The organism is Paenibacillus sp. USDA918EY (assembly GCF_009870825.1).
GTDB classification, from domain to species: Bacteria; Bacillota; Bacilli; order Paenibacillales; family Paenibacillaceae; genus Paenibacillus_AQ; species Paenibacillus_AQ albilobatus.
The window spans coordinates 60620-74438 of the sequence record NZ_WTWY01000018.1 but is presented as its reverse complement, the minus strand read 5'-3'; the positions used below and the strand labels follow the sequence as shown (position 1 = coordinate 74438).

Annotated in this window: 11 protein-coding genes; 10 read left to right on the top strand and 1 reads right to left on the bottom strand. The window is 51.7% G+C overall.

Annotated features, from left to right (window positions below; translation table 11 throughout):
• The first annotated feature begins 244 nt into the window (after nt 1-244).
• From GQY55_RS25905 to GQY55_RS25870, 8 genes are all read left to right on the top strand, one after another.
• A complete protein-coding gene (locus tag GQY55_RS25905; protein WP_160044813.1) occupies nt 245-1561 on the top strand; it encodes a hemolysin family protein in 1317 nt (438 codons plus the stop codon).
• Nucleotides 1562-2039: 478 nt separating this feature from the next.
• Complete coding sequence (locus tag GQY55_RS25900; RefSeq protein ID WP_236575864.1) at nt 2040-2789, top strand: ArsR/SmtB family transcription factor; 750 nt, start codon at nt 2040-2042, stop codon at nt 2787-2789.
• A 250-nt stretch (nt 2790-3039) separates the two neighbouring features.
• On the top strand, nt 3040-4791 hold the full coding sequence (locus GQY55_RS25895; protein WP_160044812.1) for an ABC transporter substrate-binding protein: 1752 nt from the start codon (nt 3040-3042) through the stop codon (nt 4789-4791).
• Nucleotides 4792-4869: 78 nt separating this feature from the next.
• Nucleotides 4870-5826, top strand: a complete 957-nt coding sequence (locus GQY55_RS25890; RefSeq protein ID WP_160044811.1) for an ABC transporter permease — start codon at nt 4870-4872, stop codon at nt 5824-5826.
• Nucleotides 5827-5841: 15 nt separating this feature from the next.
• Complete coding sequence (gene opp4C, locus GQY55_RS25885) at nt 5842-6771, top strand: oligopeptide ABC transporter permease (protein WP_160044810.1); 930 nt, start codon at nt 5842-5844, stop codon at nt 6769-6771.
• A 14-nt stretch (nt 6772-6785) separates the two neighbouring features.
• Nucleotides 6786-7769 (top strand): ABC transporter ATP-binding protein, encoded by a 984-nt coding sequence (locus tag GQY55_RS25880; RefSeq protein ID WP_160044809.1) that lies wholly within the window; start codon nt 6786-6788, stop codon nt 7767-7769.
• Nucleotides 7762-8727 (top strand): ABC transporter ATP-binding protein, encoded by a 966-nt coding sequence (locus GQY55_RS25875; protein ID WP_160044808.1) that lies wholly within the window; start codon nt 7762-7764, stop codon nt 8725-8727. Before GQY55_RS25880 ends, GQY55_RS25875 begins: the two co-directional genes overlap by 8 nt.
• 222 nt (nt 8728-8949) lie before the next feature.
• On the top strand, nt 8950-10425 hold the full coding sequence (locus tag GQY55_RS25870) for an alpha/beta hydrolase family protein (protein ID WP_160044807.1): 1476 nt from the start codon (nt 8950-8952) through the stop codon (nt 10423-10425).
• 71 nt (nt 10426-10496) lie between these two features.
• Here GQY55_RS25870 and GQY55_RS25865 read toward each other — a convergent pair whose 3' ends face one another.
• A complete protein-coding gene (locus GQY55_RS25865) occupies nt 10497-11072 on the bottom strand; it encodes a nucleotidyltransferase family protein (RefSeq protein ID WP_160044806.1) in 576 nt (191 codons plus the stop codon).
• Between the two features lie 193 nt (nt 11073-11265).
• On the opposite strand from GQY55_RS25865, the gene GQY55_RS25860 reads away from it, so the two are divergent.
• Nucleotides 11266-11778 (top strand): hypothetical protein, encoded by a 513-nt coding sequence (locus GQY55_RS25860; protein WP_160044805.1) that lies wholly within the window; start codon nt 11266-11268, stop codon nt 11776-11778.
• A 320-nt stretch (nt 11779-12098) separates the two neighbouring features.
• Nucleotides 12099-13652: a carbohydrate-binding protein gene (locus GQY55_RS25855; RefSeq protein ID WP_160044804.1), complete on the top strand. Its 1554-nt coding sequence runs from the start codon at nt 12099-12101 to the stop codon at nt 13650-13652.
• Nucleotides 13653-13819: the final 167 nt, after the last annotated feature.

The following is a 13819-nucleotide window of genomic DNA, read 5'->3' as shown; positions in this document are numbered from 1 at the left end:
GTCCCTGTCATATACAGACTTACCTTAAGGTTTGACTGTCCAGTGTATAAATATATAATTAAATATATATTCCAAAATCATACACAAGAGGATTTTGCGAAAAACCTTAACTAAAGATAGGAGATGGATCCATTGGGAAGTTGACGGCCAACACAATTTTTATGCATGACAGGAATCATCATTTTACGATACGAAGGAGGTGTACCTATTTGCCGGTCAAGACTTGCGGTGAATAGGAAGAAGATTGACTGACCCCTTACCGAGTTTGATCAATTTGATTTGGGTAGTGGTACTTGTATTATTGAACGGTTTTTTCGTTTCCGCGGAGTTTGCCATGGTAAAAATCAGGAGCAGCCGCGTAGAAACTTTGGTTGACGAAGGACGCAAAGGCGCGGCGTTTGCCCGCAGCATCGTCAACAATCTGGATGCTTATTTATCCGCTTGCCAGCTCGGCATCACGCTGGCATCGCTTGGACTTGGATGGCTAGGGGAACCGGCCGTGGCAAGTCTGGTCCGACCTCTGATTCACGCCCTGGGCTTTGGAGAAGCCGCAGTACACGGCATCGCCGTGGTTATCGCGTTTCTCATCATTACGATTCTTCATATCGTGCTTGGAGAACTGGCGCCGAAATCGATGGCGATCCGCAAAGCGGAATCGGTCGTGCTTATGTCCGCCGCTCCAATGGTTTATTTCAATAAGCTGATGTATCCGTTCATTTGGGTATTAAACGGGCTTGCCAACGCGCTATTGCGCCTGTTCGGGATCGCCCCGGCTTCGGAATCCGAATCCGCCCATACGGAGGAAGAAATCAGGATTCTGATGAAGGAAAGCAACAAAAACGGGCTCATCGACAATACGGAACTTGCGCTCGTGGACAACATTTTCGATTTTGCGGAGACGACCGGGCGGGAAATCATGATTCCCCGTACCGAAATGATCTGCCTCAACACGCAGCTTTCCCGCGAAGAAAATCTTGAAATTGCTTACGAAGGCATGAGAACCAGATACCCGGTCTGCGACGGCGACAAGGACCATATCATCGGCTTCATTCATATTAAGGATTTGCTTCGTTCTACGGCTACCGAATATAATGCTTTAATTCGTCCGATCCTTGCTGTACCGGAATCCATTCAGATCAGCGCTTTGCTGAAGCTGATGCAGCGGGGGAAGACCCAGATTGCCATTTTGATCGATGAATACGGCGGCACATCCGGGCTCGTAACCCTGGAAGACATTATGGAAGAAATCGTCGGTGAAATCCAGGACGAATTCGACGAAGAACGTCCTGGCATCGAGAAGATTCATGAGAATGAATATTCGATTGACGGGTTGATGCTTATCGATGAAATCAACGACCGATTCGGACTCGACTTGGATACGTCGGACTACGACACCGTAGGCGGCTGGCTGTATTCCCACATCGAGACGATCCCGCCTCATAAGGGGCAATCGGCTGAAATCGATGGACATATTTTCATAGTGGAAGAAACGGATCACAAGCGCATTTCAAGGATTAAGCTTCTGATCCCGCAGGTTATGGCGGAGGAAGCGGGCGCATAAAGTGTGAAATAGATGAAAGGCACGGGTGCATTTGGCCCGTGTCTTTTTGTTGATGTTTTTTGAAAGACCCCGCAACGGACCTGAATCGATATATCGAAGCCAGGCGCCTTATTTTGCGGGGGATATTGCAATGTTGAACGACGGGTGGATTTTCTGGTATGATGGCAACTGTCTGCATCGGACCTCAAGAGAGCCATTATACAACGACGCCATAAATTACTAAGTATTTCGATTGAAATAGTGGAATGCGTTAAAGTGTTCACGATATAATGAAGTCAATTTAGTTCATATTTTGGGAGGGAGGAGAGACAAGTTGGCGTTTGATATAGAAATTGCGTTTGAACCCGTTCACGAGTTTATGAATAGCTTGCATTCCTACATATGTCGAAAGTCACACAAAAAGATAGACCTCGCCCCATGCTGGGCACAAGAAACAAAGGAGCGGCTCACGCCTGAATTTGCCCGCCTGCTGGATGACATGCTCGTTAACGGAGACTGGGGCTTCGCGTATTTGACCGCTTTTGTTGCTCCAAAGGGCTTGAGGGTTGACGGGTTTCTCGATTGGTTCGGACAGCTGGGCACCCGCGATTTGATCGAGCTTTTCGCCGCCAACGGCAACGAATTTCCGGAGGAAGACATCGAGGTTTTCCATGAAAAAATGCTGCACCTGTTTCGGGAGTGGCACGAGCAGTATTTTAAGCACGTAGACCCGGCGATCCTGCCTGCGTTAGAGCGCGAGAAGCAGGACAGGCTGCGGCGCCTGGACGAAATCCAAGGCGAAGAATTCGTCGACGAAACGACGAACGGCATGCTTTTCAAGCCGCTGCCCCAAATCGAGAAGCTCGTTCTCGTGCCTCAATACCATTTTCAGCCGCTGAATATGGTGGCCCAATACGGGAGCATGCTCGTCTGCCATTATAATGCGCGCATCTATTTGGGGGATGAAGACCTCATTCCGACGCATGATCTCCGGTTGCTCCGCAGTCTCGGCGAAAAAAACCGGATGAAAATATTGAAATTTTTGAACCGGGGCCCGCGCACGTTCACGGAAATCGTCGGCCATTTAAAGTTATCCAAGGGCATCACCCACGATCATATCTCGAAACTCCGCAGCGCCGGCGTACTTTACGCCCATTTCGAAGGCGAGAATTTGACCGAATACAGCTTGAGAAGACGGGCTTTGGACGAGCTTCAGGAACGTATATACCGTTATATAGAAGAAGACTGACGCAAGCGGAAACCTCCTTATTTTGCCGGACACGGCGGTGAGGAGGTTTTTTGGCGTTCGATCGGCCGCGAAAATAAAAGTTCGCGTATACAGCAGGGGCCTTATAAAAATTTTTTCAGAAAACTTTTTAAGTTCTCTATTTACAGAACTCGGTTTGGTTCCTATAATAGACAATAATTAATGGAATCTTAATTCATACTTATCTTATAGGAATGATCGAGATGGGTACAAAATGGGAGGTTATCGTTTCATGAAAAAGGGCGTTATTTTATTAACTTCACTCATGCTTGTCGGCTCGCTGCTGATGGCGGCGTGCTCGAACAAAAACGATGCGGATCCGGCCGCAAGCGGCAATGCCGCGCAAACGGAACAAGGTTCGAATGAAGGGGCTGCGGCAACGCCGGGCGGCGAATCCGGATTAAAGGAACCTTACGCGGCAGCGGATATGTCGAAACTTCCGGCCGTCGCAAAGCAGCGGACCGATACGATCATCGTCGGCCTTACCGATCCGAGCGGCGCGTTTACGCCTTACTTTACCCAAAGCGGCTATGACGGCAACGTCAACTCGTTATTGTTCAGCTCCCTGGTAACGGTAGACGATAAAGGGCTGCCAATTCCTGATTTGGCCGAAAAATGGGATGTTTCGGACGATCAGCTCACTTATACATACCATCTGCGCAAAGACTTGAAGTTCAGCGACGGATCGCCGTTGACGGCGGATGACGTGGCGTTTACGTGGACGATCCTGTTCGACAAATCGTATGATGGGGATTCCATGATTCCGACGCTCGCCATTAAAGGGGCACAGGCTTATAAGGAAGGCAAAGCGCAAAGCATCGAAGGGATCAAAGTCATCGATCCGCAGACGATTTCCGTGACGCTCGAAAAACCGAACGCCACCGCGCTCGTCATGTTGGGAGGACAGATATTGTCCAAAGCCTATTACGGCAAAGACTACAAATTCGGACAATTGGATTACATCAAAAAACTGCATTCGAATCCGGTCGGCAGCGGTCCGTACAAGCTGGAAAAATTCATTCCGGGACAGGAAGTCCGCTTCGTGGCCAACGAAAATTATTACAAAGGCAAACCGAAAACGGAACGTTTTATTTATAAAACGTCGGAAGGCGACACTTGGCAATACCTCGAAACCGGCGAAGTCGACTATGCTTCGTTCAGCGCCACGACGGAAAACATCGACAAGCTGAAAAGCCTCGGTTTCGTAAACATCATTCCGTACACGCCAAGCACATACGGATACCTGCAGGTCAACCTGGAGCACGAGGCGTTGAAGAACAAAAAAGTCCGCCAAGCGCTCACGTACGGTTTGGACCGCCAAAGCATCTACGTGGACGCCAACCAGGGAGCAGGTTCGATAGCGAACATCCCGGCTTCCCCGATTTCCTGGGCCTATACGGAAGAAGGCATCAACCCGTATAAATTCGATACGGAAAAAGCGAAGCAGCTTCTGGACGAAGCCGGATGGAAGGAAGGCGCCGGCGGCATCCGCGAAAAAGACGGCAAACAGCTGGTGATCCACTATTTGGGATCGAAGAGCAAGCAGACCGACATTTTCATCGCGGTGGCGAAAGAAAACTTCCAGGCGCTGGGCGTGAAATTCGAGCCGGAAGTGTTCGCGGACTTCAACTCGCTCGAATCGAAAGTGGAAAGCGGAGACTACGATCTCGTTTCCTTCTCGACGCCGATGCTGGCCGACCCTTCCGACGGCATCGTGCAGTTCATGGACGGCGAGATCAAAGGCTACGACAATCCGAAATTCAAAGAATTGTATGAAAAAGGTTTGGCTACGTCCGACATCGAGCAGCGGAAACAAGTTTACAAAGAAATCTTCCAGCTGCTGAACGATGAACTGCCGATCATTTTCACGAGCTACAAAAAAACCGTCTATGGATACAATGGAAGAATCGACAATCTTTCCGTTAGCCCGTTCGTCGGTTTGGCCAACAGTCTTCCGGACTGGACGCTGAAACCGGCGCAATAACCCGCGGCAAACATTTACGTCCCTCGCTTCGCGGCTTGATCGCCGCGGGCGGGGGACCATGCGATTAGGAGGCTAATGATGAGTGCGTATTTAACGAAAAGGATCAGCTATATGCTGATCATTTTGCTGGCTGCGTCGCTGTTGATTTTTTGCTTGTACGCGCTGACGCCGGGGGATTTCATCAGCAACAACATCAAGTTAAGTCCCGAGCGCAAAGCCGAGCTGAGGGAAATATACGGGTTTAATAAACCTCTGCTCGAACGGTACGGCATTTGGATGAAAAACGCGTTTCACGGCGATTTCGGATACTCCCTGGCCCAGCAGAAGCCGGTGCTGACGCTGTTTAACGAATACATCTGGAATTCCTTCCTGCTTGCCGTCGTGTCCACGTTTTTAACGTGGGTGATCGCCGTCATTATCGGCGTCGTTTCCGCGTACAAGCAGTATTCGTGGTTCGATACGCTGGTGATGGTTTTGATTTTTGCGGCGATGTCGCTTCCGTCGTTTTTTATCGGTTTATTCCTGATCAAATTATGCGCCGTCGACCTGAAGTGGCTGCCTCCGGGCGGCATGCTGACGACGGGCAGCAACGCGACGGGGTGGGCGTACGTCAAAGAAGTGATTCACCATATGACGCTACCTGTCGTTGTCATGACGCTGCTTGGGGTCGGTTCCCTGACCCGCTATTTCCGCAGCAACATGATCGACGTCATCAAGCAGGACTACATCCGCACGGCGCGGGCCAAAGGTTTGAAGGAGAACAAGGTGCTTTTCAGACACGCGCTTCGCAATGCGCTTTTGCCTGCCATCACGCTGGTGGGCTTTGAGCTTCCGTCCTTGTTCGGCGGTTCGCTCATCATCGAGAAAATTTTCAACTGGCCGGGAATCGGGCAGCTGTACATCCAGTCCTTCGGGCTGCGGGATTATCCGCTGCTTATGGGCTTTACGATGCTGTTAGCGGTGTTGACCGTCATCGGTACGCTGCTTTCCGACATTTTGTATCATATTGCCGACCCGCGCGTCCGGCTGCACTAGGAAGGGGGACCAGATATGTCATTGAACAGCACTCCGATCCCCGGAGCGGTCGGGACAAACAAGGCTTCCGCGAAATCTTCGTCCCTTTTCAGGCAGTCGATGCGCAGGCTGATGAAAAACAAGCTCGCCGTTTCGGGGCTTATCGTTGTCGTTATTATGTTTTTGGCCTGCTTTGTGGGGCCGTTTTTCTCGCCTTACACCGACAATAAAGTCAATATGGCTTTGATGAACAAACCGCCGAGCCTCAAGCATTGGCTGGGGACGGACGCCCTTGGCCGGGATGTCTTGACCCGCGTGCTTCAGGCCGGCCGCATTTCGCTTACCGTCGGCCTGGCGTCCATGGTATTGTCCGTTTTTATCGGTTCGCTTCTTGGAGCGATCGCAGGGTATTACCGGGGCATCGTCGACCAAATCATTATGCGGATCGCGGATCTCTTGCTGACGATTCCGGGACTGCCGCTGCTGTTTATTTTCGGGGCGCTGCTTTCCGATTGGAAGGTGCCGACCGAATACCGGATGTACATCGTCATGTTGATGCTCGGTTTGGTTAACTGGCCGGGCCTCGCCCGGATGGTCCGGGGCCAGATGCTGAGCCTTCGGGAACGGGAATTCATGCAGGCCGCGGTCGTCCTCGGCCTCCGGGACCGCCGCAAACTGTTCAACCATTTGCTGCCGAACATCGTCCCGTTATTGATCGTCATCGCGACCCTGAACATCGGCGGATCGATTCTCAGCGAATCGGCGCTCAGCTTTTTCGGGCTTGGGGTCATGGCGCCGACGCCGACATGGGGGAACATGATCGACGCGGCAAACAACCTGATCGATTTTCAGGAGCATCCATGGCTGTGGGTTCCACCGGGCTTTTCCATTTTCGCCACCGTCATCGCGATCAACATTTTCGGGGACGGCCTCAGAGACGTTCTTGATCCTAAACAGAAGAGGTAGGTGGGGAACTTCCGATGAAAGATCTAATGAAAATAAATCATCTCAGCACGCATTTTAATACCGAAAACGGCACGGTCAAAGCCGTCAATGATGTCAGCCTGCGCGTACGCCAAGGCGAGACGGTATGCATCGTCGGGGAATCCGGCTGCGGCAAAAGCGTGACCGCGATGTCCATCATGGGTTTGGTCGAGGAACCGGGCGGCAAAGTCGTCAACGGCCAAATCGAATTCGAGGGCCGGGATCTTTTGAAATTAAGCAAAAACGAGCTGCGCTCCATCCGCGGCAACGAAATATCGATGATTTTTCAGGAGCCGATGTCTTCGCTTAACCCGGTTTTGAAAATCGGTCAGCAAATCATGGAGCCGCTGCTCGTCCATCAGAAGCTGAGCAAGAAGGAAGCGCGGAAACGGGCGATCGAGCTGATCGAAAAAGTGGGCATTTCGCGTGCCGAGCAGATCGCGGATGCTTATCCGCATGAGCTGAGCGGAGGCATGCTGCAGCGGATCATGATCGCCATCGCGATTTCGGGCAATCCGAAATTGCTCATCGCCGACGAACCGACGACCGCGCTCGACGTGACGATCCAGGCGCAAATTCTGGACATTCTCCGCCAGTTCAAGGAACAAAACAACATGTCCATCATGCTGATCACCCATGATCTCGGCGTCGTGGCCGAAATGGCGGATTACGTTATCGTCATGTACGCGGGCAAAATCGTGGAAGAAGGCGAAGTCGTCAAGTTGTTCCAATCGCCGAAACACCCGTATACCCAAGGGTTGCTGAAATCCAAACCGATCATCAATCAGCGCACGGATGAGCTGTATTCCATCCCGGGCCAGGTCCCGAATCCGCTGGAGTTGACGGAATCCTGCTATTTCCACGACCGCTGCCAGCACTGCATGGACATTTGCAGAACGAAGCAGCCTGTTTTGAAAGAAGTCGGCGAGCAGCAGAAAGCCGCTTGCTGGCTGTACGAGGAGGCGCTGGTCCATGCCTGAGGCATTGCTTGAAGTCAATCATTTGAAAAAGTATTTTCCGATCCAAAAAGGGCTGCTGAACCGGACGGTCGGACACGTAAAGGCGGTCGACGACATCAGCCTGACGATTGCGCGCGGGGAAACCTTCGGTCTTGTCGGCGAATCCGGAAGCGGCAAAAGCACGGTCGGCAAAACGATCATCCGCCTCACCGAAAAAACCGGCGGCGAGGTGAAATTCAAAGGCATCGATGTATACGGATTGTCCGCCGAGGAGCTCCGCAAAATCCGTCCCAGCATGCAGCTTATCTTCCAGGATCCGTACAGTTCGCTTAATCCGAGGATTCGGGTAGGCGATGCCATCGGGGAAGCGCTGCTCGATCACGGCCTCGTGCCCAAAGAGGAAATCCGTGAGAGAGTGCTTGAGGTGCTGCAATCCTGCGGATTGTCGTCCTATCACATCGACCGTTTTCCGCACGAATTTTCGGGAGGGCAGCGTCAGCGGATCGGGATCGCCCGCGCGCTCATTTTGAACCCGGACCTGATTATTGCCGACGAACCGGTTTCCGCGCTGGACGTGTCGATCCAGGCCCAAATCATCAATTTGTTCCGTAAGCTGCAGGAAACGCGGGGGCTCACGTATTTGTTCATCTCCCATGACCTGAGCGTCGTCGAGCATCTTTGTACCCGGATCGGTGTCATGTATTTGGGTTCGATGATGGAAACCGCATCCCGGGACGAACTGTTCAAAAATCCGCTTCATCCGTATACCAAAGCGCTTTTGTCGGCGGTGCCGATCCCGATTCCGAAGCTGAAACGAGAACGGATCGTCCTGAAAGGGGACATCCCCAATCCGGCGGACCCGCCGGCCGGCTGCAAGTTCCACACGCGCTGCCCGTTTGCCGTAGCCCGCTGCAAAGAAGAGGTGCCCGTGTTCCGCGACGCCGGCGGCGGCCATTTCGTGGCTTGCCATTTGGCGTAGTTTTAACAATCTAATCTTGATAGTCCAAAAATGTGAAAGGCATGGTTCCCGACGGGAATCATGCCTTTTTGCGATTGCTTGTACACGTCGGTCGGGTGGAACGCATTGAAGAAACGCAAGCGCAATTTTAATGTTTTTTTAAACGAAAAGGTATGCTTTCTTTAACCTTAAACATTTATGATGTTGGTGACGGTTATGTGAAGTTTCCAGGAGGAGGAAGGTATGCGGTTATTTGAAGCGCTTTTGTCCATTTCTTGCTTTATGAGGCTGAGTTCCCTGGCTTTGACGACAAAAACCGTTCGTAAACATATGGCGGCGGCCATTTTGGGCGTGATCAGTTTAGGCATATTGGCGGCCCAACTGATTGTGGAGGGATACCGCTGGCAGATGGGGATCGTATATGCGCTGTCTTTGATTTGTATTTGTTATTGGGCGGCAGGATTTCTGTCTGGTGCGAACAGGCCGGTGAAATCCCGAAGGCGATGGTTCAAATACGTTACATATGCAGCCGCCGTGCTGCTTTTATCGGTCTCCGTTTGCTTATCCGCCTTGCTGCCTGTCGTTCGCTTTCCCGAACCGGGAGGAAAATATCAGGTGGGCACGAAAACGTTCCGTTTTGTAGATGAAAATCGGGAAGAAATATTCACGGACAATCCTGATGATCATAGGGAATTGATGGTACGTGTGTGGTATCCCGCGGACAAACCGGCCGGCGAACGTCCTGAGCCGCTTTTGCCCCGTAACAAACACGACTTTGATGCCTATATCGGAAGTTACGCCAAGCAGATCGGCATTCCGTCATGGATATTGGGCTACTGGAAATATATCGATACCCATTCGTATCCAAATGCCAAAGCGGTGCGCGAAGCGGCGCCGTATCCTCTGGTCATCCTAAGCCATGGCATGGGCACGGGGATGGTGCTTCACGCTTCGCAGGCTGAAAACCTGGCGAGCCACGGCTACGTCGTTGCCGCGATCGACCATACCTACAGCACGTTGGCGACGGTTTTTCCGGACGGCCGGGTGACGGACTATAGAACGGTCTTGGACGAGGATCATTTTTTGGAGCAGGGAAGGAACGTCGGGAAAATTTGGAGCGGGGATGTCAGGTTCGTCTTGGACAAATTGGCAGCGGTCAACTCGGGAGCGGGTGCATCCGGTTTGGAGGAGATGATGGATATGGAGCGGATCGGCGTCATGGGACATTCCTTCGGTGGGTCTACGGCGTTTGAAGCGTCCTATACGGACGACCGGATCAAGGCGGGAATCGATATGGACGGAACCGTTTTCGAGCTGGAAGGCCGGGAAGCGCCGAACAAACCCTTTTTATTCATGAGGGCGGAGGGTTATTTCGAAAATATGGAACGCCTGAAGAACGACAAGAGCATCGATAAAACCAGTCTCGAACATCTCGAAAAAGAGTTTTCGATTTCTAAAAAAGCAGTGGAACACGGCGGAAACTTCGTGGAGATCGACGGCGCGGGACATTATAATTTCACGGATTTGCAGTTGTTCTCCCCATTGCTCCCATGGACGGGAATGACGGGTGCACTTAAGGGAGGCCGGGGCGCGGAAATCGTCGATCGGTACGTGCTGGAATTTTTCGACGAACATTTGAAGGGAAACGCCGGAACGCTGCTGAAAGGACCGAATGAGGCGTACCCGGAGGTGCGATTTTACGGCAACGCAAGCAAATAAACGTTAGAGAGGGATAAGAGGTCTCCGGCATGGAGGCCTCTTTGATGCGGGGTTCTCGATGTTACGACACGTTAGTTTTCCCGAATATGTACGATCGTGAGGTTGGGCCAGATGGTATTCCAGTTTTTGTTCCTGACCCGGTTTTCATAGATTTGTGCGCGTTCCGGCGTGGTGATGTAGTAGGGTGTCGGTTTGACGATCAAGTCGATCGCATCCTGTATGCCATGCGGGGCGGTCAGCACAATCCGGTCATGTTCGTCCAATGTCAGGCCAAGGGCGGTGGCGGTTTCCGTGAAGTTGGAAATGGCGTCGACGGATGAAACAAACGGAGGCATTTGATTCATCTTATGCATCCTGGCTTCGTTTTTCACGGACCACGGCACATTCGGTCGGATGGAAAACAGCTTGCTTTCGTGCTCTTTTTCCACGGCTTCGTCCGGATTGCCCGGATCGAAATAGACGACATCCACGTCCGGCAAAGGCGTCCTTTCGATAAAACCATGCTGCACATCCCAAATTTTCGAGCGGACAAAACCGGCGCAAACCCACCAGTCCGGAAGCTGCAGCGTTTTGGCGACATGAAGGATGTCCAGCATCCAGTCGTCCGATTGCACGAGACGAATGAGCTCCTGTTCCGAATGGATCATATTTTCGTTATTCCTCCTCGATTTAAAATGCCACGAAGTGGAGCGATAACTTATTATACTACAGCAAAAGACAGCAAAAGAGGATCCGAAGCAAATTCACAAAAAAAATTTGTAAAATAGTGAAACCTTGTCCAAATGATTTACGTTATAACTAGTGTATTCCAAAAATAACCATTCAAGGAAAGGTGAGAGTATGAAGAAATCCAATGTTCGCAAGCTATTATCCATGACCGTTGCCGTCTCTGCGCTCAGCATGCTGCTGGCGACCGGGGCGGGAGCCGAATCGTACGCAGCCGACAATACTTCCGCTTCTTCTGCAGTGACTGAGCCTGGTGCTCTCACACCACCTCCTCCAGAGACTTACAATAACATGAGCCTTAACGGCAATTATTTGTATCTTGCTGATGGAAACGCCAATATTTCGGCGATCGGCGACGGAAAGCTAAGCGTCAATGCGCAAACGACGGCTACGACGGTCGTTGACGTCATTAAAGCCGACGTGACGCTGCAGCGGTTTACCGGCACGGGCTGGGTGAATGTCAATTCAAACCTCTTCTCCAGAAATTCGTCCGATTTTGTGACAGGCGATGCGGTCTTTGTCGGGGTTAAAGGTTTTTATTACCGAATTGCCTGCATTCATTCCATCAACAAAAACGGTGTTTTCGAACAAAAAATTACGTATTCAGGAAGCGTACTGGCCTATTAATAGATGATCAATAAACGGCAACCCGACCCGGGTTTGCCGTTTTTTCAGTTGCGAAGGACGCCCGGGTGTATGGACCTCAAACCGTGCGTGAACTTACATCTATAACAGACTCCGAGAGACAATTAAAGGAATTTATCCCTTTTTATTATAAAAATATCCCTTCTGCACGCCGTGTCTTTTCTTGATAATGAAGGAGTAAAAACGCTTGCGCATAAGTTAGCCTGCAAAAACGAAGCCGAAGGGAGGGAGTTTTCCGGCAACCCATTGCTTTCAAACAATTGCAAGCGCTGTCAAGTCCAATGATAGGAGGAAAGAAACGCATGATCCTCAACCGAATGGCATTCCGAAAAACGTGGAGTATCGCATTGGCTTTTTTTATTGTTTTTACGTTGTCCCAGTGGTCAGGGGCGGGAATACCGAAAGTACATGCCGCCGTGACCGGCAAAACGATGGTGGGCTATTGGCATAACTTTGACAACGGCTCCGGTTTTATCAGGCTTCGCGACGTGTCTCCCAAGTTCGACGTGATCAACGTTTCTTTTGCCGAACCCGCTTCCGGAGCGACGAACGGCACAATCGCCTTTATGCCTTATAATTACACGGATGCGGATTTCAAGGCGGACATCGCCTATTTGCAAAGCCAAGGGAAAAAGGTCATCATTTCGATCGGCGGCGCGAACGGGCAGGTCCAGCTTGCGAGTACGGCAGCCCGCGACAATTTCGTGAATTCCGTCACGGCGATCATCGAAAAATACGGATTTGACGGGTTGGACGTCGATTTTGAAGGCCATTCGCTTTATTTGAACGCGGGGGACAACGATTTCAAACATCCGACCACTCCGGTCATTGTGAATTTGATTTCGGCTTTGCGCACCATTAACGATCATTTCGGAACGGATCGGTTTTATTTGACGATGGCGCCGGAGACCTTTTTCGTGCAGCTGGGTTATTCGTTTTACGGCGGGAGCTGCATCAGCTGCGACAACCGCGCGGGGGCCTATCTCCCCGTCATCTACGCGACCCGCGATATCCTTGACTGGCTGCAGGTACAGAATTACAATTCCGGCCCGATTACGGGGCTTGACGATCAATACCACAACATGGGCACGGCCGATTTCCACGTCGCCATGGCGGATATGCTGCTGACCGGGTTTCCGGTGGCCAAAAATCAAAACAGCTTTTTCCCGGCGCTTAGACCGGACCAAGTGGTGTTGGGGCTGCCGGCGAACGCGAATGCAGGCGGTGGATTCACTTCCGTCAGCGAAGTGCAAAAGGCGCTGGACGCCCTGATCAAAGGGATTCAATTGCCCGGCTACAAAATGAGGGGGAACACGGGCGGATATCCGGATTTCCGCGGGTTGATGACTTGGTCGATCAACTGGGACCGGTACAACAATTTCGAGTTTTCGAACAGTCACCGCGCTTATTTGGATGCCTTAATCCCGCCGGTTCCCGATCCGGTTCCGCCCACGGCTCCGACCAACTTGACCGTCGCTTCCAAAACGGCTACCAGCGTGACGTTAAGCTGGACCGCTTCGACGGATAACGTCGGCGTTACAGGGTATACCGTTTGCTACGGAACGGGCAGCGTCAACGTCGGCGGAACCAGCGCCACGATCAGCGGTTTAACGCCAAATACAACCTATTCGTTTACCGTCACCGCAAGGGACGCTGCGGGTAACGTTTCGCCGGGAACCTCGGTGACCGCCACGACGGATGCGCAGGGCGGCGCTCAAGCATGGGCTCCGAATGTCAGCTACAAAACCGGAGACGAAGCAGTCTATCAAGGGAAAACCTATATCTGCCGCCAACCGCATACTTCCCTGCCCGGATGGGAACCGCCGAACGTTCCAGCGCTTTGGCAGATGAAATAGCAGACAGCCCTGCAAAATGCGGCGTGCCGAGCAACATTAAAAATCGCAGGTGAATGAAGGAGGACGCAACCGAGCATAGGCGAGGGAGCGTCCTTTTATACGCAGAGGGGGCGGATATTCGATAGAGGAACGAAAGGGAGCTTGAAGGCAACAAAAAACCGCCCCTT